Annotated in this window: 24 protein-coding genes; 5 read left to right on the top strand and 19 right to left on the bottom strand. The window is 71.1% G+C overall.

Annotation, left to right across the window (positions count from 1 at the left end; translation table 11 throughout):
* Positions 1-107: 107 nt before the first annotated feature.
* The 7 genes from ACIQU4_RS10720 to ACIQU4_RS10690 form a co-directional block, all read right to left on the bottom strand.
* Complete coding sequence (locus tag ACIQU4_RS10720) at positions 108-890, bottom strand: ABC transporter ATP-binding protein (protein ID WP_385580757.1); 783 nt, start codon at positions 888-890, stop codon at positions 108-110.
* The gene (locus ACIQU4_RS10715) at positions 883-1,818 is read right to left on the bottom strand and encodes an ABC transporter permease (RefSeq protein ID WP_403728088.1); all 936 of its coding nucleotides are present in this window, start codon (positions 1,816-1,818) and stop codon (positions 883-885) included. Before ACIQU4_RS10715 ends, ACIQU4_RS10720 begins: the two co-directional genes overlap by 8 nt.
* 130 nt (positions 1,819-1,948) lie before the next feature.
* Entirely contained in the window at positions 1,949-2,830 is an 882-nt protein-coding gene (locus ACIQU4_RS10710) for a glycosyltransferase family 2 protein (RefSeq protein WP_403728521.1), read from the bottom strand.
* 8 nt (positions 2,831-2,838) lie between these two features.
* Positions 2,839-3,618 (bottom strand): CDP-alcohol phosphatidyltransferase family protein, encoded by a 780-nt coding sequence (locus ACIQU4_RS10705; RefSeq protein ID WP_403728086.1) that lies wholly within the window; start codon positions 3,616-3,618, stop codon positions 2,839-2,841.
* The gene (locus tag ACIQU4_RS10700; protein ID WP_403728085.1) at positions 3,596-4,657 is read right to left on the bottom strand and encodes an iron-containing alcohol dehydrogenase family protein; all 1,062 of its coding nucleotides are present in this window, start codon (positions 4,655-4,657) and stop codon (positions 3,596-3,598) included. The genes ACIQU4_RS10705 and ACIQU4_RS10700 overlap by 23 nt, the downstream gene beginning before the upstream one ends.
* Positions 4,645-5,397 (bottom strand): sugar phosphate nucleotidyltransferase, encoded by a 753-nt coding sequence (locus tag ACIQU4_RS10695; protein ID WP_403728084.1) that lies wholly within the window; start codon positions 5,395-5,397, stop codon positions 4,645-4,647. The genes ACIQU4_RS10700 and ACIQU4_RS10695 overlap by 13 nt, the downstream gene beginning before the upstream one ends.
* Positions 5,394-7,175 carry a DUF5941 domain-containing protein gene (locus ACIQU4_RS10690; protein WP_403728519.1) on the bottom strand — a complete coding sequence of 594 codons (1,782 nt, stop codon included), beginning with the start codon at positions 7,173-7,175 and terminating at the stop codon, positions 5,394-5,396. Before ACIQU4_RS10690 ends, ACIQU4_RS10695 begins: the two co-directional genes overlap by 4 nt.
* Before the next feature lie 317 nt (positions 7,176-7,492).
* On the opposite strand from ACIQU4_RS10690, the gene idi reads away from it, so the two are divergent.
* Positions 7,493-8,092: an isopentenyl-diphosphate Delta-isomerase gene (idi, locus tag ACIQU4_RS10685; protein WP_403728082.1), complete on the top strand. Its 600-nt coding sequence runs from the start codon at positions 7,493-7,495 to the stop codon at positions 8,090-8,092.
* Positions 8,093-8,105: 13 nt separating this feature from the next.
* Here idi and ACIQU4_RS10680 read toward each other — a convergent pair whose 3' ends face one another.
* On the bottom strand, positions 8,106-8,594 hold the full coding sequence (locus ACIQU4_RS10680) for an ATP-binding protein (RefSeq protein ID WP_403728518.1): 489 nt from the start codon (positions 8,592-8,594) through the stop codon (positions 8,106-8,108).
* A gap of 130 nt (positions 8,595-8,724) precedes the next feature.
* Positions 8,725-9,426 (bottom strand): HdeD family acid-resistance protein, encoded by a 702-nt coding sequence (locus tag ACIQU4_RS10675; RefSeq protein ID WP_403728081.1) that lies wholly within the window; start codon positions 9,424-9,426, stop codon positions 8,725-8,727.
* A gap of 78 nt (positions 9,427-9,504) precedes the next feature.
* On the opposite strand from ACIQU4_RS10675, the gene ACIQU4_RS10670 reads away from it, so the two are divergent.
* Positions 9,505-10,287, top strand: a complete 783-nt coding sequence (locus tag ACIQU4_RS10670; RefSeq protein WP_403728079.1) for an enoyl-CoA hydratase/isomerase family protein — start codon at positions 9,505-9,507, stop codon at positions 10,285-10,287.
* Here ACIQU4_RS10670 and ACIQU4_RS10665 read toward each other — a convergent pair.
* Both ACIQU4_RS10665 and ACIQU4_RS10660 read right to left on the bottom strand, forming a co-directional pair.
* Positions 10,262-10,900, bottom strand: coding sequence for a DJ-1/PfpI family protein (locus ACIQU4_RS10665; protein ID WP_403728077.1), 639 nt, complete (start codon positions 10,898-10,900; stop codon positions 10,262-10,264). The two genes, ACIQU4_RS10670 and ACIQU4_RS10665, sit on opposite strands and share 26 nt — an antisense overlap.
* A 78-nt stretch (positions 10,901-10,978) precedes the next feature.
* On the bottom strand, positions 10,979-11,950 hold the full coding sequence (locus ACIQU4_RS10660; protein ID WP_403728075.1) for a GlxA family transcriptional regulator: 972 nt from the start codon (positions 11,948-11,950) through the stop codon (positions 10,979-10,981).
* Between the two features lie 93 nt (positions 11,951-12,043).
* Between ACIQU4_RS10660 and ACIQU4_RS10655 the strand changes: the two genes are divergently transcribed.
* Complete coding sequence (locus ACIQU4_RS10655; protein ID WP_403728073.1) at positions 12,044-13,681, top strand: ABC-F family ATP-binding cassette domain-containing protein; 1,638 nt, start codon at positions 12,044-12,046, stop codon at positions 13,679-13,681.
* 14 nt (positions 13,682-13,695) lie between these two features.
* Here ACIQU4_RS10655 and ACIQU4_RS10650 read toward each other — a convergent pair whose 3' ends face one another.
* The 6 genes from ACIQU4_RS10650 to sph all read right to left on the bottom strand — a co-directional run bounded on the left by ACIQU4_RS10650 (position 13,696) and on the right by sph (position 18,840).
* Positions 13,696-14,478: an SDR family NAD(P)-dependent oxidoreductase gene (locus tag ACIQU4_RS10650; RefSeq protein ID WP_403728071.1), complete on the bottom strand. Its 783-nt coding sequence runs from the start codon at positions 14,476-14,478 to the stop codon at positions 13,696-13,698.
* Positions 14,479-14,493: 15 nt separating this feature from the next.
* Positions 14,494-15,693 carry an MAB_1171c family putative transporter gene (locus tag ACIQU4_RS10645; protein WP_403728069.1) on the bottom strand — a complete coding sequence of 400 codons (1,200 nt, stop codon included), beginning with the start codon at positions 15,691-15,693 and terminating at the stop codon, positions 14,494-14,496.
* Complete coding sequence (locus ACIQU4_RS10640) at positions 15,680-16,183, bottom strand: hypothetical protein (protein WP_134069802.1); 504 nt, start codon at positions 16,181-16,183, stop codon at positions 15,680-15,682. Before ACIQU4_RS10640 ends, ACIQU4_RS10645 begins: the two co-directional genes overlap by 14 nt.
* Positions 16,184-16,388: 205 nt before the next feature.
* Positions 16,389-16,793: a hypothetical protein gene (locus ACIQU4_RS10635; protein ID WP_403728067.1), complete on the bottom strand. Its 405-nt coding sequence runs from the start codon at positions 16,791-16,793 to the stop codon at positions 16,389-16,391.
* Between the two features lie 22 nt (positions 16,794-16,815).
* Positions 16,816-17,637 (bottom strand): GAF domain-containing protein, encoded by an 822-nt coding sequence (locus ACIQU4_RS10630; RefSeq protein WP_403728065.1) that lies wholly within the window; start codon positions 17,635-17,637, stop codon positions 16,816-16,818.
* Between the two features lie 213 nt (positions 17,638-17,850).
* Positions 17,851-18,840 carry a sphingomyelin phosphodiesterase gene (sph, locus tag ACIQU4_RS10625; protein WP_403728064.1) on the bottom strand — a complete coding sequence of 330 codons (990 nt, stop codon included), beginning with the start codon at positions 18,838-18,840 and terminating at the stop codon, positions 17,851-17,853.
* A 129-nt stretch (positions 18,841-18,969) separates the two neighbouring features.
* On the opposite strand from sph, the gene ACIQU4_RS10620 reads away from it, so the two are divergent.
* On the top strand, positions 18,970-19,863 hold the full coding sequence (locus ACIQU4_RS10620; protein ID WP_403728062.1) for an oxygenase MpaB family protein: 894 nt from the start codon (positions 18,970-18,972) through the stop codon (positions 19,861-19,863).
* A 39-nt stretch (positions 19,864-19,902) separates the two neighbouring features.
* On the opposite strand, the gene ACIQU4_RS10615 is transcribed toward ACIQU4_RS10620, so the two are convergent.
* Both ACIQU4_RS10615 and ACIQU4_RS10610 read right to left on the bottom strand, forming a co-directional pair.
* Positions 19,903-21,408: a M1 family metallopeptidase gene (locus ACIQU4_RS10615; protein WP_403728060.1), complete on the bottom strand. Its 1,506-nt coding sequence runs from the start codon at positions 21,406-21,408 to the stop codon at positions 19,903-19,905.
* Between the two features lie 255 nt (positions 21,409-21,663).
* Positions 21,664-22,134, bottom strand: coding sequence for a hypothetical protein (locus ACIQU4_RS10610; RefSeq protein ID WP_403728058.1), 471 nt, complete (start codon positions 22,132-22,134; stop codon positions 21,664-21,666).
* Positions 22,135-22,229: 95 nt separating this feature from the next.
* Here ACIQU4_RS10610 and ACIQU4_RS10605 point away from each other — a divergent pair, with 95 nt between their 5' ends.
* Positions 22,230-23,093: a hypothetical protein gene (locus ACIQU4_RS10605; protein WP_403728057.1), complete on the top strand. Its 864-nt coding sequence runs from the start codon at positions 22,230-22,232 to the stop codon at positions 23,091-23,093.
* Positions 23,094-23,221 lie beyond the last annotated feature (128 nt).

Raw genomic sequence — 23,221 nt, 5'->3', positions numbered from 1 at the left:
CGGCAGCCTCTCGGGTATTCACTCCGCCACCGAATGTCGGCCCCGGGCGCCCCGGACATGCCGAAGCCCCCACCGCTCGGAGCGACGGGGGCCGGCGAAGACCGCGGTCAGGCGCTGGTCGCCTTCTCGTAGGCCGAGACGACTTCTTCCGTGGGCCCGTCCATCAGCAGCTCACCCTTCTCCAGCCACAGCACGCGGCTGCAGGTGTCGCGGATGGATTTGTTGTTGTGGCTCACCAGGAAAACGGTTCCGGCGTGCTTGCGCAGTTCGCGGATGCGCTCCTCGGAACGCACCTGGAACTTGCGGTCACCGGTGGCCAGGGCCTCGTCGATCATCAGGACGTCGTGGTCCTTGGCCGCGGCAATGGAAAAGCGCAGGCGCGCCGCCATACCGGAGGAGTATGTGCGCATCGGAAGGGAGATGAAATCGCCCTTGTCGTTGATGCCCGAGAAGTCGACGATGTCGTCGTAGCGCTCCCGGATCTGCTCGCGGCTCATTCCCATCGCGAGACCGCCGAGGACCACGTTGCGCTCACCGGTGAGGTCGTTCATCAGTGCGGCGTTGACACCCAGCAGCGAGGGCTGGCCGTCCGTGTAGACCTTGCCGGACTCGCAGGGCAGGAGGCCCGCGATGGCGCGCAGCAGGGTGGACTTGCCGGAGCCGTTGGAGCCGATGACGCCGATGGCCTCGCCGCGGTACGCCGTGAAGGAGACGCCGCGAACGGCGTGGACCCGGCGGACGCCCGGGGCATCGCCCTTGCCCCGGCGCATTATCTTGCTCAGCGCGGCGGTGGCGCTGCCCCTGCCGGAGCTGCCGGTGTTGACGCGGTAGACGATGTGCACGTCGTCGGCGATGACGGTGGGGACGTCGCCCCGGTAGTTCTCAGCCACGGCCGTAACGCTCCTCAGCCTTCCAGAAGTACACGAAACCGCCGAGGCCGGTCACGACGGCCCAGCCGACGGCGAAGGCCCAGACGTGCGGCGGCAGGTTCTCCGGGCCGTAGTCGTCGATCAGCGCGAACCGGACCAGGTCCATGTAGATCGCCGCGGGGTTCCACTGGAGCACGTCCGAGACCCACGCGGGCACGTCCCTCTCCTTGAGCGCCCCGCTGATCGAGAACATGACGCCCGAGGCGTACATCCACGTACGCGTGATGAACGGCATCAGCTGCGCGAGGTCGGGGGTCTTGGAACCCATCCGCCCGAAGACCAGCGCGAGGCCGGTGTTGAAGACGAACTGGAGCGCCAGGGTCGGGATGACCAGCAGCCACGACAGCCTCGGGTAGTTGCCGAAGCCGACCGTGACGACCACCACGACGATCATCGAGTACAGCAGCTGCTGGAGCTGCTGCATCGAGAAGGAGATCGGCAGGGAGGCGCGCGGGAAGTGCAGGGCGCGGACCAGGCCGAGGTTGCCGGGGATGGCCCGGACTCCCGCCATCAGCGAGCTCTGGGTGAAGGTGAAGACGAAGATGCCCGTCACCAGGAAGGGGATGTAGACCCCCTTCTCCATGCCCCGGCCCGCGTTCAGGATCAGGCCGAAGATCAGGTAGTACACCAGCGCGTTGAGCAGCGGGGTGGCCACCTGCCAGATCTGGCCGAGCCTCGCCTCGCTGTACTGGGCCATCAGCTTGGCCCGGGAGAACGCCATGATGAAGTGGCGCCGGTCCCACAGCTGCCGCACGTACTCGGCCAGGGTCGGCCGGGCACCGCTGACGGACAGGTTGTACTTCCTGGCGAGCTCCGCCGGGGTCAGCCCCGCGTCTTCGGACGGCGGCTTGCTCGTGGCGAGGGCGCCATCCTGGGTTGTGTCACTCACAAGTTGAAACTTTCCGTCTTCAAGATGCGGCAGAAGGTGGCATCGGGCCTGGGGCGCTCGGCCCGAGAACATGCATGTTCCGTGATCACGTATGTTCCGTGACCGCGTCATGTTCTCAGACGCGAGCGTGTCAGATGACAGGCGGTCGGCCCAGCCGGGTCAGCCGCCAGACCGTACGCCACTTCATGGGGCGCCGGGGACCGCAGGGGGTGGTCCATCCCTCTTTGAACCCACCGAACCAGGCCTTGAGCGCCGGTGCCGACGGCTTGCGCAGGAGCGTCAGCAGGAGCCAGACGCCCAGGTAGACCGGGACCAGCGGGGCGGGCAGGTTACGGCGGGCGAGCCACACCCGGTTACGGGCAACCATACGGTGGTAGACCGCGTGCCGGGAGGGGGCGGTCGTCGGATGCAGGAGCACCATGTCCGCCCGGTAGTCGATCAGCCACCCTGCGTCGAGCGCCCGCCAGGCCAGATCGGTCTCCTCGTGCGCGTAGAAGAACTCCCCCGGCAACTCTCCGACCTGCTTGAACACCGACGTGCGGACGGCGTTGGCGCCGCCCAGGAAGGTGGTCACACGGGAGGAGCGCATCGGGTCCGAGGCGCGCAACCGGGGCACGTGCCGGCGCTGGGTCTCACCGGACTCCGGATCGGCGATCCGGAAGCTGACGATCCCGAGCCGGGGGTCCTCGGCGAAGGCCTGCCGGCACAGCTCGGCGGTGTCGGTGCGCTCCAGCAGCCCGTCGTCGTCGAGGAAGAGCAGGGCGTCGACCTCGCTGCCGCCGGGGCCGAAGGCCTCGATGCCGACGTTGCGGCCGCCGGGGATGCCCAGGTTCTCGGGCAGCTCGACGGTGCGCAGACCCGGCAGCAAACCCTCCAGCCCGGTGACCTGGACGCCCTGGCCCACGACGACGACCTCGATCGGGTCGCCCTCCTGGCGGGCCACCGAGTCGAGGAGCGCCTTGAGCTCGTCGGGACGGTTGCCCATGGTGATGATCACGGCGCCCAGCCGCATCGGCGTCGTCACTTGAGCCTGCTGGAGGCCAGGATCGACACCAGGTGCAGCACCGTCTGGAGCATCGCGATGCCGGCCAGCACGGCGACGCCGAGCCGGGTGAAGAACAGGTCGCCCCGTATCTGGTCCAGGATCGCCAGCAGCAGGATGAGCAGCGAGGCCTCGATGCCGAGGACGAGCCGGTGGAACTTGAGCGCGGACGCCGCCCGGCGGGCGAGCGCCATGCCGGAGGAGCGCGGCTCGGCGGCGGCCTCGGCGACGGGCTCCTTGCCCGTCTGGTGCCGGGCGACGCCGACCAGGTCGGTCTCGGCCTTGATCAGGATGGCGCCGAGGGCCGCGAGGGTGCCCAGGAAGGCCCACAGCCAGTCGATCCGGCCGGTGCCCCACAGGTCGGAGGCGCGCAGGCCGAAGCCGACGAGGACCGCCGCGTCGCACAGGTAGGCGCCGACCCGGTCCAGGTACACCCCGGAGAGGGAGAACTGCTTCTTCCAGCGGGCGACCTCACCGTCGACGCAGTCGAGCAGCAGGTACATCTGCACCGCGACCACGCCGAGGACGGCGCCCAGGATGCCCGGCACGAGCAGTGCCGGGGCGGCCAGGACACCGGCGAGGGTCATCACGTAGGTCAGCTGGTTGGGCGTGACCTTGGTGTTCACCAGGACGCGGGTGATGCGCAGGGAGATCTCGCGCATGTACAGGCGACCGCCCCAGTGCTCGCCACTGCGCCGGTCCTTGACGCCCGGCGGGTGAACGACGGGCCGGAGTTCAGCTACGGATGGTCTTGGCATAGTCGGCGTAAGCGTCCCTGATCTCGGCTGCGGACAGATTGAGGTGCTCCAGGATCGTGAAGCGTCCCGGACGGGTCTGGGGGGCGTACTCGACGGCCGCGACGAACTCGTCCACGCTGAACCCGATCTCGGCGGGCAGCACGGGCAGTCCGTGGCCGCGCAGTGACTCGACGAAGAGCCCTGCCTGTTCGTCGGCGCCGCGCAGGAACATCGCGAAGGCGGCGCCGAGGCCGACCTGCTCGCCGTGGAGCGCGGAGCGCCCCGGGTAGAGCAGGTCGAAGGCGTGGCTGATCTCGTGGCAGGCGCCGGACGCCGGCCGGGTGTCCCCGCTGATCGACATGGCGATGCCGGTGAGCACCAGGGCCTCGGCGAGCACGGTGAGGAACGTGTCGTCGCCGCAGCCGCCGGGGTGGCGCAGGACGGCTTCGCCGGCCGTACGGGCCATGGCCGCGGCCAGGCCGTCCACGGGCTCCCCGGTGATCTTGTGAGAGAGCTCCCAGTCGGCGATGGCCGAGATGTTGGAGAGCGCGTCGCCGATGCCGGAGCGGACGAACCGCACCGGGGCGTCGCGGATCACGTCGAGGTCGATGACCATCGCGATCGGCGTGGGCACGCCGTAGGAACCGCGGCCGTTGTCGTTGTCCAGCGTGGCCACGGGCGAGCAGATGCCGTCGTGCGCCAGGTTGGTGGCGACGGCCACCATGGGCAGCCCGACCCGCGCCGCGGCGTACTTGGCCACGTCGATGATCTTGCCGCCGCCCAGGCCGACGACGGCGTCGTAGCGGCGACCCTTTATGTCGTCGGCCAGCTTGACGGCGGAGTCGATGGTGCCGTCGACGACCGGGTACCAGTCGGCGTGCGGCAGTACGGGCTCCAGCTTGGAGCGGAGCAGCTGGCCGGAGCCGCCGCTGATCGCGATCGCCAGCTTGCCGGACGCCGAGATCCGCTGGTCGGCCAGGAGGCCGGCCAGGTCGTCCATGGCGCCGCGGGAGATGTCGACGACGACCGGGGAGGGGATGAGCCTCGTCAGTACTGGCATGCGATCGTCCGGCCCTTGGCGAGGTCGTCGTGGTTGTCGATCTCGACCCACTTGACGTCGCCGATGGGGGCCACGTCGATGACGAAGCCGTCGTTGACGAGCTGCTGGTAGCCGTCCTCGTAGTACAGGTCGGGGTCGCGCTCGAAGGTGGTCTTCAGCGCCTCGGCGAGGGCCTCGGCGGCCTCCGGCTCGATGAGGGTGACGCCGATGTACTCGCCGGTGGCGTCGGACGGCTCCATCAGCTTCGTGATCTTCTGCACGCCCTTGGCGCCGTCGACGACGACCTTCATCTCCTCGTCGGCCAGGCTCTTGACCGCGTCCAGGGCGAGGATGATCTTCTGGCCGTTGCCCCGGGCGTCGAGCAGGGTCCGCTCGACGGAGACCGGGTGGACGGTGTCGCCGTTGGCGAGGATCACACCCTGCTTCAGGACGTCACGGGCGCACCACAGGGAGTAGGCGTTGTTCCACTCCTCGGCCTTGTCGTTGTCGATCAGCGTGATCTTGACCCCGTACTTGGCCTCCAGGGCCTCGCGGCGCTCGTACACGGCCTCCTTGCGGTAGCCGACGACGATCGCGACCTCGGTGAGGCCGACCTCGGCGAAGTTGCCGAGGGTGAGGTCCAGCACGGTCAGGCTGTCCTCGGCGCCTTCGGGGCCGACGGGCACGAGGGCCTTGGGCAGGGTGTCGGTGTAGGGACGCAGGCGGCGTCCGGCACCGGCAGCGAGTACAAGGCCGATCATGCTGGTTCTCCTTCGTCATGTACGGCGGGTGCCCCGGAGGAGACCCAGAAGCGGATGCTCTCCACGAGCACCACCAGTGCCACGAACACGGCCAGGGCCGTGAGCGCGACGGGGAAGTCCGTGGCGCGCGTCGCCAGGGCGGCGGCCAGGGCCGCGGTCAGCAGGACCCGGCCGTCGTGACCGCCGATCGTCCACACCAGCCACCGCGGGGGCGCGCCCGATCCACCGCGGATGCGGTAGACCGTGTCGTAGTGATGGTAGGCGACCGCCGCGACCAGTCCGAATGCCGCGGGAAGGGCCCCGGGTACGTCCGCCTTGACGGCGAGCGCGAGGACGGTCACGTACTCGGCGCACCGGAAGAGCGGCGGGAGCAGCCAGTCCAGCGGGCCCTTGAGGGGGCGGGCGACGGCCGCTCCGGCGAGCACGGCGTACAGCACGGCGGCGCCCAGGACGGTCACGGAGCCGAACGGCTCGTACCAGGCGGCGCCCAGCAGGGCCGCCGAGCCGAGCACGGCGAACGGCAGGTGCAGGGAGCGCGCCGGCACGGCCGCGACCCGGGCGACCAGGGCGGCGACCGGCCCGGAGTCGGCGAGATCGGCCAGCGCCTGGGCGGCCCGGTCGGTACGGACGGCCTTGCGGGTCAGCGAGCGCAGCACCCGGCCGGCGGTGGTGTAGAGGGCGCCGAAGGTGCAGCCGATGAGCAGGGCGTAGAAGACGATCCGGGGGGTGGTGGCCGCGGTGAGCACCGCGATCATGGCCCAGCGCTCGCCGATCGGCAGGATGATCATCCGCCGGACCCAGACCGTCCAGCCGACGCTGTCGAGCTTGTCGGACAGGGCGGCCGTGGGGCTGGTGTTCGCCGTGGCGTCGTGGTTGGCCTCGTTGAAGGCGAAGTCCACGACGTGCCGGCAGGTCATGAGGATCATCGCGCCGAGCGCGAGGGCCCACACGTCGTCGCCGTTCCTGGCCGCGCCGAGCGCGAGGCCCGCGTAGAAGGAGTACTCCTTCGCGCGGTCGAAGGTGGCGTCGAGCCAGGCGCCCATCGTCGAGTACTGGAGCGAGTAGCGGGCGAGCTGCCCGTCCGTGCAGTCCAGGACGAAGGAGACGAGGAGCAGCACACCGGCCGCGATGTAGCCGCCGCGCTCGCCGGTGGCGGCGCAGGCGGCCGCTATCAGCGCGGTGATCAGCGAGGCGGTGGTGACCTGGTTCGGGGTCAGGCCGCGGCGCGCGCACCAGCGGGCGATGTAGCGCGAGTACGGGCTGATGAAGAAGGTGGTGAAGAACCCGTCGCGGGACTTCACGGCGGTACGCAGCCGTACGGCCTCGTCGTCCACGGAGGCTACGGCGGCGTCCGCCGCGGCGCGCTCGGCGTCCGTGGCGGGGACCGCGGCGACCAGGGTGCCGAGCTCGGGGCGGTGGACGGGGGTCCCGGCGGCCTCGACGGCGGCGGCGAGCCGGTCCGCGTACGGGCCGTCACCCTCCGCCGGGAGGGCCGCGGCCTTGTCCAGGGCCGCGCGGGCGCCCGGCTGGACGGCGAAGGCGCCGGTCACGCCGCAGGCGTCGAAGCGCGGGTCGGTCAGCGCGAGCCGCAGGGCGTGGACGTGCCCGACGAAGGCGCTGTCGACGACGGCGACGCGCTGGTCGGCGGATACGCCGGCCAGCACAGCGGCGGTCGCTTCAGGACCGGCGGCCGGGCGGACGTCGAAGCCGAGGGAGCGCAGCTCGTCGGCGAGCGGTGATCCGGGTACCGGCAGGCCGGTGAGGATGACGGTCGACAGACGGACTCACTCCTTGCAGCGAACACTGGACGGGCGCCCCCGTGGGGGCGGCGGCACGTCGGCAGAGGCTATCGGATGGATGGAAGCAGGGGTTCACCACCCGTTTACTCCCCGATAAGCCGAAGATTCCGGGGCTTGGGGCCCCGGCGCGATCATCATTGACGATCGCGGTGAGATACCACAAACCCGGGGAGCACGGGTGCTCCGCCACCGCCGCTTACCACGCTGCGTGGGCGGACATGCGCGGATGGCCGAAGTGGGGACAAGCCTCTTTTGTACGGCAGACTGAAGGTCGAAGTCCGAAGCGAAGGATGGGTATGCCGACCACACCAGCCACCGCCGCGAACACCGCGTCCCCCGGCACCGGCACTCAGGAACCGATCATGCTCGAACTGGTCGATGAGTCCGGCAACACCATCGGCACGGCGGAGAAGCTCTCCGCCCATCAGGCGCCCGGTCTGCTGCACCGGGCCTTCTCCGTGTTCCTCTTCGACGAGCAGGGCCGCCTGCTGCTCCAGCAGCGGGCCCTCGGGAAGTACCACTCCCCCGGCGTCTGGTCGAACACCTGCTGCGGTCACCCCTACCCCGGGGAGTCGCCGTTCGCGGCGGCGGCCCGGCGGACCCACGAGGAGCTGGGCCTGTCGCCCTCGCTGCTCGCGGAGGCGGGAACCGTGCGCTACAACCACCCGGACCCCGCGTCGGGCCTGGTGGAGCAGGAGTACAACCACCTTTTCGTGGGACTTGCGCAGTCGCAGCTGCGGCCGGATCCGGAGGAGGTCGGGGACACCTCGTTCGTGACCGCCGAGGAGCTGGCCGAGCGGCATGCCGAGGTGCCGTTCTCCGCCTGGTTCATGACCGTGCTGGACGCGGCCCGGCCCGCGATCCGCGAACTGACCGGGGATGCCGCGGGCTGGTAGCCCGTACGCCGTCTCAGACCACGGGTGCGGCGAGCGGCAGGGCCGCCCAGATGACCTTGCCGCCCGTCGAGGTGTGCTCGACGTCGCAGACCCCGCCGGACTCGCGCGTGACCTCGCGCACCAGGAGCAGGCCCCGGCCGCCGGTCTGGCCGAAATCCGCCTCCAGCGCCTTGGGGCGGTACGGGTGGTTGTCCTCGACCGCCACCCGTACCCAGTCCCGGCCGATGGCGACCTCGACCGCGACCTCCGGCGAGAGCAGGGCCGCGTGCCGGACCGAGTTCGTCACCAGTTCGGAGACGATCAGCAGCAGCGAGTACACGAGGTCCCGGTCGGCGGGCACGCCCTGGCGGCCCAGCAGGTCGCGGACGGCCCGGCGGGCCTGCGGAACGGATTCTTCTACAGCGGGCACGGTGAACCGCCACACGCCTTCGTAGGCGAGGGGGTCGGCCGGGGCGGCCGGCTCCCCCTCCTTGGCTGGCGGGACGCTCCCGCTGACATCCATCTTCCGGCCCCCGTCTTCACGCTCGATCGTCTCCACGCGTCAAGAGTGGGGAGCGGACCGGTCCGGACCGGACCCCTGACCAGAAGTCAGCGTCAATCGGACGCTTTCTGACCGTTGGCGTATGACAGCGTCAGTTGTGCGACCGTTCCTGGTCTTCTGTGGGACCTTTCTCGGCCGCGCGCTCCGGCCCGGCCGCGGCGGCCTCGCCCGCCGGGACCTCGTCTTCCCTGACCAAGCCCAGAATGCGCCGGGCGCTCATGCCCAGGAGGACCAGGCTCAGCCCGTCGAACAGCAGGGCGAGCGAGAAGAAGGTTCCGATCACGTAGAGACTGTTGCCGGGCCAGTTGGCGAGGACCAGGAAGCCCAGCAGGATCCCGAAGGCGCCCTGGACCAGGTTGACCCAGAGGTTCGTCCCGCGCACCACCAGGCCGCCGACCAGCCGGAACAGCCCGCCGATGAGGAAGAACAGCGCGGCGAACATGGTCAGCGCCTCGGCGCTCGCCTCGGGCCGGCGCAGGATCACGAAGCCGGCGGCGATGTTGATCGCGGCGACGACGACGGCGAGCCAGAAGTGGTTGCTCTTGCGGGACTGGAACGCCTGAACCAGGCCCACCAGGCCGCCGGCCAGCAGCAGCCAGCCGAAGAGGAACACCGTGGTCAGCGTGGCGAAGGCGGCGTAGAACAGACCGACCAGCCCGGCCACCACCAGGAGCAACCCGAGCACGGCCAGCAGCCCGAAACGGCGCTTGAGCTGCTTCCTGTCCTTGTCCTTGCCCTTGCCTTCGGCCTCGGCTGAGGCCCCGGCCCCGGCCCCGGAACGGTCTGCGCCCACGGTCGTGCCACCTTTCAGCACCCCCCGGACGGACTCCCCTTGATCATAGGATCGGCCGACCGGGATAGCATCCGGCGCATGGACGCAGCCCAGGAAGCAGCCCTCCTGCACACCGTCGCCGACGGGGTCGCCACGGTCGTCATCTCGCATCCCGCCAAGCGCAACGCCATGACCGCGGCGATGTGGCGGGCACTCCCGGAGGTACTGGACGGGCTCGCCGCCGATCGGGCCGTACGGGTGCTCGTCCTGACCGGGGCCGGACCGACCTTCTGCGCGGGGGCCGACATCTCCTCGCTGACCGGGGACGAGGACCCGCAGGCGCTGGCCGTGGCGGCGGAGGAGGCCCTCGCCGCCTTCCCGAAGCCGACGCTCGCGGCCATCCGCGGGTTCTGCGTGGGCGGCGGCAGCCAGCTGGCGGCGGCCTGTGACCTGCGCTTCGCGCAGGAGGGGGCGTCGTTCGGGGTGACCCCGGCGAAGCTGGGCATCGTCTACCCCGCGTCCTCGACCCGCCGGCTGGCCGCACTGGTCGGCCCGGCGGTGGCCAAGTACCTGCTCTTCTCGGCAGAGTTGATCGACGCGGAGCACGCGCTGCGGGCCGGCTTCCTGAACGAGCTGCTGCCGGCCGGGCAACTGGACAAGCGCGTGGCGGACTTCGCCCGCGTCCTGACCACCCGCTCCCGGCTGACGCAGGCGGCGGCCAAGGAGTTCGCGAACGGGCGGACGGACCGGGACGCGTACTGGGCGCAGCAGGCGGCCGCGAGCGGCGACACCGCGGAGGGTGTCGCCGCGTTCCTGGAACGCCGTACCCCGTCGTTCGGCTGGACCACCGGGGACGCTACCGGGCGGACTGCCGGGCGCTGAGCGCGCGCAGCCGGGCCACGATCTCGGCGGGGGCCTTGTCCGGCGAGCCGGCGTCGTAGGGCGGCTGCGGGTCGTACTCGGTCATCAGCTGGACGGTCTGCGCGTACTCGTCGCCGGCGATCCGGCCGAGGAGGCCGAGGCCCATGTCGATGCCGGAGGACACCCCGGCGGCGGTGACGTACTTCCCGTCGTACACGACGCGCTCGCCGGTGGGCTCGGCGCCGAAGGCGGGCAGCCGGTCCAGGTAGAGCCAGTGGCTTGCGGCGCGCCGCCCCTTGAGCAGCCCGGCGGCGGCCAGCAGGAGCGAGCCGGTGCAGACGGAGGTGGTCCAGGTGGTGGTGGCGTCGACGGTGCGCAGCCAGTCGACGACGGCGGGGTTCTCCATCTCCAGCTCGGGGTGCGGCCCGCCGGGTACGACGACGATGTCGGGCCGGGTCACCTCGTCGAGCCCCTTGTCGGCGACGAGCGCGAGCGCCCCGCTGTCGGTCCGCACCGGCCCGGGCCGCTGAGAGACGAACACGACCTCGGCGTCGGGCAGCCGCCCGAGGGTGTCGAAGGGCCCGATGGCGTCGAGCGCGGTGAACCGGTCGTAGAGCAGTACGGCGATCTGCATGTTTCCTCCGGAGTGGTAAGAGTCGGTGTGGTGAAGAGTCGGGTGGTGAGGAATCGGGGTGGTGAGGAATCGGGTCGGTTACGCGGGGTCGGGACCGAAGCGGCGGCGGTACTCGGCCGGGGGCTGGCCCAGGGTTTTCACGAAGGCCCGGCGCAGCGCCTCCGGGGTGCCGTAGCCGCAGGCCCGGGAGATCTGGGCGACCCCGTCCCCCGTGTCCTCCAGGAGGCGCCGCGCGTGCTCGACCCGGACGCGCTCCACGTAGCGGCCGGGCGTCACCCCCGTCTCCGCCTGAAAGGCCCGGGCGAAGTGCCGCGGCGAGAGCCGGGCGCGCGCCGCCAGGGCCTCCACGCCCAGGTCCGCACCCGGATGCTCGGTGATCCACTGCTGCACCTCCCGCAACGGCTCCCGTTGCGCGGTCTGCGCCGCCAGCTGCGCGCTGAACTGCGCCTGGTTGCCGGGCCTGCGCAGGAACACCACCAGGTGCCGCGCGATGCGCAGCGCCAGCTCCCTCCCGTGGTCCTCCTCCACCAGCGCCAGCGCGAGGTCGATCCCGGCCGTGACCCCCGCCGAGGTGGCCACCGGGCCGTCCCGTACGTAGATCGGGTCCGGTTCGACGGTCACCCTCGGGTAGTCCAGGGCCATCTGCTCGCACACGTACCAGTGCGTCGTGGCCCGCCGCCCGTCCAGCAGCCCGGCCTCGGCCAGCAGCAGCCCGCCCGTGCAGACGGACACCAGCCGCTCCGCGCCACCCCCGTAGGCGCGGAGCCACTCGGTCAGCCGGGGCTCGAAGTCCCCCCGGTACTGGCCGCCCGGCACCAGCAGCGTGGTGCCCGCCCCCGGCCGCGCGCTCTCCAGGTCCCCGTCAGGCACCAGCGTGAGCCCGCTGTTCGTCCGGACGGGCGCCCCGCCGGGAGAGACCGTGCGGATCGCGTACCCGGCCCGCGCCCGCTCCGGGAAGCGGCCGACCGCGGCGAACACCTCCACGGGTCCGGTCACGTCCAGGCTCTGCAGGCCGTCGTAGAGGACGACGAGCACGTTTCGCAACGACATGACCCCATGGTGTGACGCGGCCGCCGGTGGCCGCAATGACGCTCATCCCACCTTTACGGCCATGCCCTGCCGCGCGGATAGGATCGACGGACCATGACTGCAACCCTCGTCGCCAAGAACCTCACCGCCGCGCACGGTGAGCGCACGCTCTTCGCCGATCTCGACCTCGTCGTCGCCCCCGGCGACGTCATCGGCCTCGTCGGCGTCAACGGCGCCGGAAAGTCCACCCTGCTGCGCCTGCTCGCCGGCCTGGACACTCCCGAGACCGGTGAGCTGCGGCTCTCCCCGCCCACCGCCGCCGTCGGCCATCTGCCCCAGGAGCCGGAGCGGCGCCCCGAAGAGTCCGTACGGGACTTCCTGGCCCGGCGTACGGGCGTCGCCGCCGCCCAGGCGGCGCTGGACGCGGCGACCCAGGGCCTGGTCGACGGGACCCCGGGCGCGGACGACGCGTACGCGACGACCCTGGACCAGTGGCTGAACCTCGGCGGCGCCGACCTCGACGAGCGGGCCCAGGAGGTCGCCGACGAGCTCGGGCTGGCCGTCAGCCTGGACCTGCCGATGACCGCGCTGTCCGGCGGCCAGGCCGCCCGCGCCGGCCTCGCCTCGCTGCTGCTCTCCCGCTACGACGTCTTCCTGCTCGACGAGCCGACCAACGACCTGGACCTGGAGGGTCTGGAGCGCCTGGAGCAGTTCGTGAAGGGCCTGCGCGCGGGCACCGTCGTGATCAGCCACGACCGCGAGTTCCTGACCCGGACCGTCACCAAGGTCCTCGAACTCGATCTGGCGCAGCAGCGGATCAACCTCTACGGCGGCGGCTACGACGCCTATCTGGAGGAGCGCGAGCGGGCCCGTACGCACGCCCGCGAGGAGTACGACGAGTACGCGGACAAGCGCTCGGCGCTCGAAGGCCGGGCCCAGATGCAGCGCGGCTGGATGGACAAGGGCGTCAAGAACGCCCGCCGCAAGGCCACGGACAACGACAAGATCGGCAAGAAGTTCCGCAGCGAGGCGAGCGAGAAGCAGGCCTCCAAGGCCCGCCAGACGCAGCGCGCCATCGAGCGGCTCGAAGTCGTCGACGAGCCCCGCAAGGAGTGGGAGCTGCGCATGGAGATCGCGGCGGCTCCGCGCTCCGGCTCGGTCGTCGCCACCCTGAACGAGGCGTCCGTGCGGCGCGGGGACTTCTCCTTCGGCCCGGCCAGCCTGCAGATCGACTGGGCGGACCGGGTGGCGATCACCGGCGCCAACGGCGCGGGCAAGTCCACGCTCCTCGCCGTCCTGCTCGGCCGGCTGGTGCCCGACTCCGGTGCGGCCACGCTCGGTTCGGGCGTGCTGGTCGGCGAGGTGGACCAGGCGCGCGGGCTCTTCCTCGGGGACGAGCCGCTGATGGAGGCCTTCTGCGCGGCGGTCCCGGACACCGAGCCGGCCGAAGTGCGGACCCTGCTGGCCAAGTTCGGCCTGAAGGCGGCGCACGTACTGCGTCCGGCGGCCACGCTCTCCCCCGGCGAGCGCACCCGGGCGGCCCTGGCGCTGCTCCAGGGCCGCGGGGTGAACCTGCTGGTGCTCGACGAGCCCACGAACCACCTGGACCTCCCGGCGATCGAACAGCTGGAGGCGGCCCTGGACGCGTACGAGGGCACCCTGCTGCTGGTCACGCACGACCGCCGGATGCTGGACGCGGTGCACGTGACCCGCCGCCTGGAGGTCGCGAACGGCAAGGTCACCGAGCTCTAGGGGCCGTCCGGCCGCTACTGCTCGGGGTACTGCTCGGGCGCGTGCCGTTTGCGCGCGAGCCTGGCGGCCACGAAGCCGCGCGGCAGGTGCCGGACGGCGAGCGCGTACGCCTGGTAGCGCCGGCCGGTGATGCTCACCGGCCGGCGCAGGGCCAGGTCCCGCAGGGCCTTGGCCACCACGGCCTCGGGGTCCAGCCACACCGCCTCGCGCAGGGAGCTGACGTCCATCCCGGCGCGCGCCTGGAACTCGGTGCGGGTGAACCCCGGGACCACCGCCAGGACCCGGACCCCGTACGGCGCCATGTCCACCCGCAGGGACTCGCTGAACGCGGTGACCCAGGCCTTGGCGGCCCCGTACGTCCCCGTCGGCAGCAGCCCGGCCACCGAGGAGACGTTCACCACCGCGCCCCGGCGGCGCGCGCGCAGCCCCGGCAGCATGGCGTGGGTGAGCCGCAGCGGGACCCTCACCAGCAGGTCGAGCAGCCGCTCCTCGTCTTCGACCGGGCTGTACGGGAACGGCGCGGGGAGCCCGAAGCCCGCATTGTTGACCAGGATGTCCACGGGCCGGTCCCGGTCGGCGAGCCGCTCGGCGACGGCCGTGCAGTCCGCCGGGTCCAGCAGATCGGCGGGCAGCACCTCGCTGGCCGTGCCGAACTCCCGGCCGAGCTCCCGGGCCACGGCTTCGAGGCGGTCCTTGTCGCGGGCGACCAGGACGAGCTCGCAGCCCTTGGCCGCGAAGCCGCGGGCGAAGGCGGCGCCGAGTCCGGCACTGGCCCCGGTGATCAGAACGGTGGTCAAGAGAGGGTCACTTCCTTACGGGGTGTGCGGGCGTTCCGGGGTGAAGTCCGTGGTCGACGGCGATCCGTAGGCCTGGGCCACGTCGACCAGGAACCGGGCCTCGTCGTCGAGGTCGCCGCCCTCGGCGGAGGTCTGCATCGCGGCGGGCAGCTCCCACGCCGCGTCCTCCCCCGGCTGCCCGGGCCGTCCGGCGAGCTTCGCCTGCCGCGCCTCCTTCAGTACGCAGGCCAGCGCGGCCGCGGTGCGCCGCTGCTCGGGGATCCCGCGCCCGGTGACATGGGTGCGGGCGAGCTCCGGGACGCCCGGGGCCACGTACTCGCCGAGGATCAGGATCGCGTCGCGGGTCTCGATCACCTTGCGGTACACCAGCAGGTTGCGCGGGACGGGCGGCCACAGCAGCTCCACTACCCGGCCGGCCCGCGGCTTGGTGAGGGCGACGTGCGGGACGGCCTGGACCAGGTCGTGCCAGAGCGGCCACAGCCGCCAGGCGGTGGCGATGTCGGCGCTCGTGCGGCGCAGCGTGAACAGGGTGGGCACGAGGATCGCGGCGGCCCGCAGCAGTCCGTGCAGGTTCATCATCAGCGGCAGGGCGGGCATCGCCCAGGTACTGGCGAACAGGGCCTTGAGCAGGTACACGAACCAGAACAGGCCGGCGAGCGCGGTGCCGAGGCCGAACAGCCGCAGCCCGGCGGCCAGTCCCCGGCTCTCGGTGCGGCGGCTGTAGCGCCAGCAGAGGGAGACGCAGGTGATGTTGGCGACGAGGTGCGCGGAGATCAGGAACAGCCAGTAGGCGAGGGAGGGCACCGCATGGCCCTGCGGCGGGATGGTGTGCGCGGTGTGCGCGGGGGCGGCCGTGTCCAGCACCACGAGGGTGGTCAGCCAGACCACCGTACCCACCCAGGAGGCGAGTTGGAGGGCCCGGCCGCGGGTGGCGGCGGCGACGAAGTAGAGCACGGTGCCCGCGGAGAGCACGCCGATCAGGTTGCGGACGAGGCCGACGGTGTGCGCGTAGTCCGGGTCGCGCATCGCGTACGTGACGACGTCCGGGAGGTTCAGGGTCATCGCGGCGGCGGCGGTGGCGACGGCGAGCCACAGCCCGCGCTGCTGCGGGGAGCGCAGGGCGGCGGGGGCGCGCAGCAGGACCGCGATCCAGAGGCAGAGCACGCTGGGCACGGCGAGCGAGTCGCCGAAGGCGGTGAGATCAGCGGCGCCCATGGTTCCCCCGCCCGTAACCCATGGCGGATTCCAGCCAGGCGAGGGTGCCGCGGGGTGCGGCGGCCGACTGCGGGCAGGGGCCCGTCGTGCGGATGCGGATCATGCTGGCCAGCATTTCCGCCTCCTGCTCCTGGCTGGTGGTGTAGTTGGTGCGCCCGAGGACGACCGGGACCTGCCCGTCGTTGTCCTCGGCCTCCAGGGAGTTGTGGCCGAACAGGATGTGCCCGAGCTCGTGGAGCACGATGTGCTCGCGGTGCAGCGCGGTGGTCTGGGCCTCGTAGAAGACGAAGTCGACGCTGTCGGTGCCCACCCACAGCCCGCAGACCCCCGATTCCGCCGCCTCCTTGGGGAGCGGGTGGAGGTGGATGGGACGGCCCCGCTGCTCGGCGATCCGGTTGCACAGCCCTTCGATGGAGAAAGGATGTGTCAGATCCAGATGGCCGAGAATCTTCTCGCACCGTTTCCGGAGGCTGGGTTGCGAGTGGGGCATGTGATCCCTCTTCGGACCCTTTCGCGGGCAGCGTCGGTAGGCGTGCGTGGGCGTGGGCATGGCGTCCTGTGCCTTCAAGGCGGCCTCTGGGAGTGGGGTCCTGAGGGGAGAAACGGAAGCCCGTTCGCCACTCGGCGAACGGGCGTTCCACCATGCCTACAGATCTTGTACGGGAGTTCGCAAGGTGTGTGCCCAGGTGGGGTGCCTATTCGGCCATCCCGGAGTCCCCCGATTCCGGCGTGCGCGGCCGGATGCTGAACACCAGCAGGCCGTAGCCTACGGCCAGCAGGACCGCCGGTACCAGCAGGGCCAGCACCAGGAGGCTCCACGGCCCGAGCCCCATGGTGAACAGGGCGACCGCGATGATGCCGAACGCGACGGACGCGACGACGGTGACGCCGAGGTTCGACAGGTTCCGCTCGCGGGGGCGGGCCAGCTCGGCCTCCACCTGACGGCGTGCCACGTCGAGGGCCATTCGGCGGACGCGTTCGTGCTCCTGCAGCAACTGCCAGTTCCGGGTGCTGACGCCCTCCAGGTGCGGGGGCATGGAATCCTCGTCGGGCCGCCCGCGCGGTTCGCGTCCTGCGCCCGGTGCACTCGACGATGCCATCGAGAAGCCTCCCTTACTCCGGTTACTTCAGTGCGTACGAAGCCGCGAGGATGCTGGCCAGCGATTCCATGAGCGGGACGTGCCGGTCGACGAGGTCGGCGAAGCGGGGCGCGTCGACGGAGAGTACGCCTATCTTCTCGGTGCCGTGGATCACCGGGACGGCGATGACCGCTTCGTATCCCGTTCCCCCAGGGATGAGATAGGACTGCGTCACGAGCTTGCCGTCGATCCTGAAGGTCGTTCCGGTGCCGCCAAGGATCTCGTTCTTCATGTGCGCCGCGCCGACCGGGTCGATGACGGGCCTGGGCGGCCGGTACCCGGGAAAGGTGCCCTCCAGGGTGAAGCCGTCGGTGGCGGCGTCGTACAGGTAGAAACTGCACCGCGCCCGCGGCAGGAGTCCCGGCTCCAACGGCGGGGCGGTGAGGTCGACCGCTCCGGCCAGGACCTGGTCGAGGATGTCCTTGCGCTTGTCCTTGAGATCGTCGACCGTCTGCGGGGGCAAGGGGGACGGAACCCGGGCCTTGTCCGCATAGAACACGGCCAGGTCCCTGATCTTGTCGCTCAGAGGGCCCAGCGTGCTCGAGTAAAGCTTCGTGACCTCCGCATTCGTCTGGCTGGCATAGTCCTTGGCCCGCTTCTCGCCGTTCTCCGCGAACCGCTTCTCGAAGTGGGTGATCAGGACGACACCGCAGGCGGCTACGCCGGCTATGAGGGCCCAGCGCTGCTTGTCGGCCCCGGTGGCCCCGTCCGCCCACACGGAGACGACGGCGACGGCCACACCGAGGGCTGCGGAGAAGAGCAGGAACAGATAGTGGACGCCCCGTTCGGCCAGCCATTGCTTCATCCGTACGTGCCACTCCCCGCGGGTGGAAGGTCTGGGATCGCAGAATCCCATATTTCCCGTGCGGAGACTCGGAGTTGACGATCTGCAGAAAGTCGACCCACGGCGAGGAAAACGCCCCCTCCCGGCCCTGGGCCGGGAGGGGGCATTGTGCGTTCCCGCGCTGGACTGTGCGGTGACGTGCCCCGCGGGCTGCCTGAACTACTGGGCCGCGGACTAGCGGCCGATCAGCGGGTAGTGGTCGGAGAGGTTGGTGTACGTGTACGAGGTGCCCCAGCTGGAGACGGTCCAGGGCGCCGACTCCTCCTTGACCACGTTGTTCTCCCAGCCCGCCGGGCGCGCGTTGCCCTTGCGGTAGAGGACGTAGTCCAGGTCCTCGCGCGGGTCCGTCGGGTAGCGGTAGTTCGCGATGGAGTTCAGCGCGGTGTCGAACGAGTACGGGTGGCCCGTGCGCGAGTCGGAGTTGGCCAGGTCGGCGTTGGCGAGCATGGACGCGAACTCGGGGGAGCGCGAGTCGACGTTCATGTCACCGGCGACGATGACCTGCTCGTTCGCCGGGATGTTCTTGCCGTCCAGGAAGGCGTCTATCGCCTTGAACTGGCGGGCGCGCATGTCCGCCGCCTCGCCCGAGCCGCAGCCCGGGTCGGTGGACTGGGCGTGGGTGCCGACCACGTGGACCTTGGTGCCGCCCACGTTCAGCACGACGTAGGCGAAGCCCTTGTTGGACCACCAGTCGGCGCCGCAGGCGTCCTTGTAGACGACCTGCTCCTTGCGGACGATCGGCCACTTGCTGAGGATCGTGACGCCGCCGTCCTCGGGGGTGGTCGAGGAGTACGCGCCGCCCGTGGCGTCCCAGCCGCTCGTGCTGCGGCCGACGATCGGGGTCTGGTACGGGTACTGCGCCGAGGCATTGGACTTCAGCGCGTCCGAGGCGCCGTTGTCGAAGGCCTCCTGGAGCACGACCACGTCGTGGCCCTGGAAGAAGGACGCCTTGGGGATCTCCGAAGCCCGGTGGTCCTGACCCCAGTTGGGGTAGAGGTTCTTGCTCATCAGGAACGTGTTGTACGTGAGGACGCTGAGCCGCGGGGCCGCGGCGCTCTCCGCGGCCGAGGCGGCCGGCGCACTGGTGGCGGCCAGTGCGCCGACGGCGATCGCCGCAACGGCCGTGGCGGCGGCGCGGTTGCGGCTGAGCTTGGTGTGCAGCATGAGGTCTCCATCATTCCTGCAGGGGGGAGATCGACTCCGTCATCCAAGCAGCCGCGGTTACCTCTGGGTAACACCCGCGACAAGACTTTCTGTCCGGGAGAGGACTTCTGGCACTCGCATACTGGAACCATGAACGAAACAGAGCTCCCCGCACCCGGACCGACGGCCGCGCGCCGCCCCGATCCCGAGCCGCCGGCCCCCGGCGGGGTGCTCTGGACCATCTCCGGCGACGTCCGGGCCCTGCTGATGCTGCCCGCCGCCTTCACCATGCAGGTCGCCCACCCCGCGATCGGCGCCGGCGTCGACGAGCACTCGGTGTTCCGTACCGACCCCTGGGGGCGCGGCGAGCGCTCCCTGCGCTCCGTCCAGCTGTGGGTGTACGGCGGGGCGGAGGCCGCCGAGGAGGGCCGCCGGGTGCGCCGCCTGCACAAGGAGATCCAGGGAATCGACACCCGGGGACGGCGCTACCACTCCCTCGACCCCGCCTGCTACTCCTGGGTGCACGCCACCGGCTTCCCGATCTACCTGTACGCCGGGCGGTACCTGCTGCGCCGCTTCACCCCCGCGCAGGAGCGGCAACTGTACCGGGAGTGGCTCCAGGTGGGCCGGATCCTCGGCATACGGGACCGGGACATGCCCCAGAGCATCGAGGAGTACTGGGTCTACTACCGCCGGATGCTGGCCGAGGAGATCGAGCCGACCAAGGTCGCCCGCGAGCTGATCGCCACCGACGTGCCGCTGCCGAGGCCCGAGGGCGGCTCCCTGCCGGTGCGGCTCCTGCTGCGGCTCACCTGGCCGGTGCTGCGGGCGGCGTTCCTGCGCTTCCGGGCCTTCGTCACCGTCGGGTACATGCCGCCCGAGGCCCGCGCCGCCATCGGGCTGGAGTGGAGCCCGGCCCAGGAGCGCAGGCTCCGGCGGTTCAGCACGGCCGTACGGCTCCTCGTACCGCTGCTGCCGGAGCGCCTGCGGTACCTGCCCATCGCGCGCGCGGCCCGGGCCCGGTGGCGCGCCGGCACCCCCTGAGGGGCGCCGGCGCGCGGAGCCGCGTACGCGCTGCGGGTCTCAGTGCTCGTGGATCGTGTTCGTCTCGGCGATCTTCTTCCAGGACTTCGGCTCCACCGGCTTCGCGGCGGGGGCCTTGAGGGACCGGGCGGCCGGGGCCGCGGCGGCCGGCGGGGCGAAGGCCGGCTTGCCCGGGGTGTACAGCCAGGTCTCGAACAGCTGCGCCAGCGGCTTGTTCGACACCTTCTCCGCGTACCGGACGAAGTCCCCGACCTTGGCGTTCCCGTAGGCCCGCTCGGTCGGCCAGCCCTTGAGGATCTTGAAGAACTTCTCGTCGCCGACCTCGTTGCGCAGCGCCTGCAGGGCGATCGCGCCGCGGTCGTACACGGCCCCGTGGAACTGGTTGTCCGGGCCCGGGTCACCCGGCTTGACCTGCCAGAACGGGTCGTCCGCCGGGTGCAGCCCGTACGCCCAGTCGGCGAGCTCCTGCGCGGTGCCCTCGCCCTCCTTCTCCGACCACAGCCACTGGCTGTAGCGGGCGAAGCCCTCGTTGATCCAGATGTCCTTCCAGCCGTCGACGGAGACGCTGTCCCCGTACCACTGGTGGGCCAGCTCGTGCACGACGACCGAGACGTTCGCACCGTTCGCGAACTGCTTCGGGCTGTAGAACGGCCGGGTCTGCGTCTCCAGCGCGAAGCTCGACGGCACGTTGGGCACGTACCCGCCCAGGGCGTTGAAGGGGTACGGCCCGAAGACCCCCTCCAGCCATTCGGCGACCTCGCCGGTCCGCTCCACGCTCGCGCGCGCCGCGCCCGCGTTGTCGCCGAGGTCCTTGCTGTACGCGTTGAGGATCGGCAGACCGCTCGCCGTCTTGTCGGTGGTGACGTCGAACTTGCCGATGGCGAGAGTGGCGAGGTACGTGGCCTGCGGCTTGTTCGAGCGCCAGTTGTACCGGGTCCAGCCGAGCCGGGAACTCTGCGACTGGAGCACGCCGTTGCTGATGGCCTGGGTGCCGTCGGGGACGTTGACCGAGATGTCGAAGGTGGCCTTGTCGAGCGGGTGGTCGTTGCTCGGGAACCACCAGACGGCCGAGTCGGGCTCCTGTGCGGCGACGCCGCCGTCCGGGGTGCGCTGCCAGGCCGACCAGCCGTCGATCTTGAACTCCGAGGGCTTTCCGGCGTACTTGACGACGACCGTGGCCGGCGTGTCCTTCTTCAGCGGCTGGGCGGGGGTCACCTCCAGCTCGTGCTCCCCGGACGTGGCGAACTTCGCCTTGGCGCCGTTGACCCGGATCTCGCCGACCTTCAGGCCGAAGTCCAGGTTGAAGCGGGAGAGGTCCTGCTTGGCGGTGGTCAGGAGGGTGGCGGTGCCCTCCAGCAGGTCCGTCTTCGGCTGGTACTGCAGGCGCAGGTCGTAGTGGGACACGTCGTATCCGCTGTTGCCGCTGGCCGGGTAGTAGGGATCGCCGATACCCGGGGCCCCTTGGACCGAACTCGCCGCCGAGGCCGGGATCACCAGCAGGAGGGAGGCGGCGAGCACGCTCGGGGCGATGACTTTGCGGTGCACGAAGAGCTCCAAGTGGTAGGGAGACAGTTCTGTTCAACGGCTTGTCGTCCGACCGTATTCACGCCCGGCCCCCTACGTCATGTCCATGGCTCCCGGTGTCACACGATCGCCATTCGGCCGTCACAGGCCGGGGGCCGGACCGGGGGCCCACCGCCCCGAAGAGCCGTGTTCGGGTACGCGAACGGCCTTCCTCCGCCGTGGGGACGGCGGAAGAAGGCCGGAAACCGGATGTCGTCCGGATGCGGAAGAGGCGGCTTAGAGGCCGTTCAGCTTCGATTTGGTCGCCAGGAACTGGGAGCCGAGGCCGGTGTCGTTGCTGGTGAAGAGGCCCGACGCGCCGCGCAGGCTGGTCTTCTCCGCCGCCAGACGGCCCATCAGGGTCTTCACCTGCTGGTCCCAGGTGTCCGCCACCTTCTTCAGGCCGGCGGCCGTCTCCCAGCCGTCGAAGCCCTTCTGGGCGGTGCCGGTGTCGGCGTCCGCGTACTGCGCGGCCTTCTTGGTGTTGGGCTCCAGCTCGGTCTCGATCGTGTTCGCCGCGTCCTTCTTCTGCGCCGGCGTCGACGCGAAGTCCCCGGATCCGCCCGGGACGAACGGGCCCATCGGGCCCTTCGGCGCACCCGGGGCGGCCGGTCCCGCCGGAGCCGTCGGTTCGCTCGGTTCGACCGGCACATGGTTCAAGCGCATGCCGACCTGAAGGTCCGCCACCTGGCCGCTGTCTCCTGACATGTTCACGCCTCCCCGTTGGGTTTCGGCTCGATCATATGCATGGCGGCCGGGACTTGGTCTACCCGACATACTGAGCGGTCGGTAATCTGACCGGCATGACGATTCCTCCGCGCGCCGCCCGTCACTGTTGGCATGCAGCGATCAACCCGCTGCATGCCACCATCTACTTCTCTCCCGACCTGGGCAAGGAGTTCGCCGCCCTCGGCGTCACCGAGCGGCCCGCCGTGAACCTCGCCTCCCGGTCCGCCGCCATGGGCGCCGTCGGGCCCGGCACGGTCACCGCCACCTTCTACAACTACCGCCACGACTTCGTCGCCCGGCACCTTCCCGCCGTCTGGGACACCATCACCCCCGAACAGGCCCTCGACGCCCGGCTGCGCGCCGCCGACAGCACCCTGCGCCGACTGCTCGGCGAGGAGGCGATCGAATCCCCCGAGCTCGCCGAGACCGCCGACCTCGCCCTGCGTGCCACCGAGGGCTGCACCCGGCACGCCCGGCCCCTCTACGCCGCCCACGCCGACCTCCCCGTACCCGAGGAGCCGCACCTGCGCCTCTGGTACGCCACCACCCTGCTGCGCGAACACCGCGGCGACGGCCATCTCGCCGCCCTGCTGCTCGCCGGACTGGACCCGCTGGAGGCCCTGGTCAGCCACACCGCCACCGGCCGCGGCATGACCCCGAAGTGGATCAAGGTTATCCGCGGCTGGGAGCAGTCCGACCTCGACGCCGCCGCCGACCGGCTGCGCGAGCGCGGGATCCTCGACGCCGACGGCGAGCTCACCGAGGAGGGCGCGGCCGTACGCGAGCGCCTCGAAGCCGACACCGACCGCCTCGACGCGGCCCCGTACGAGCACCTCGGCGCCGAGGGCCTGGCCCGGCTGGCCGAGCTGGGCGGCGGATTCGTCGTCAAGGCCGTCACCGCCGGCGCCTTCCCCGCGGACGCCTTCGGCAAGGCCTGACGGGACCGGGCACGGGACCGGGCACGGGACCGGGCGCGGGGCCAGGCACAGGGCCGGGCACAGGGCCGGGCGCGGGGCTCCCGGACGCCGTCACCGCCACCTGCCACAATTGGCAGCCTTCCAGTGCA

It is taken from the genome of Streptomyces sp. NPDC090741, from assembly GCF_044769045.1.
Classification (GTDB): Bacteria; Actinomycetota; Actinomycetes; order Streptomycetales; family Streptomycetaceae; genus Streptomyces.
Note: the sequence above shows the minus strand (reverse complement) of the source record. Positions and strands in the feature narration are given on the sequence as shown.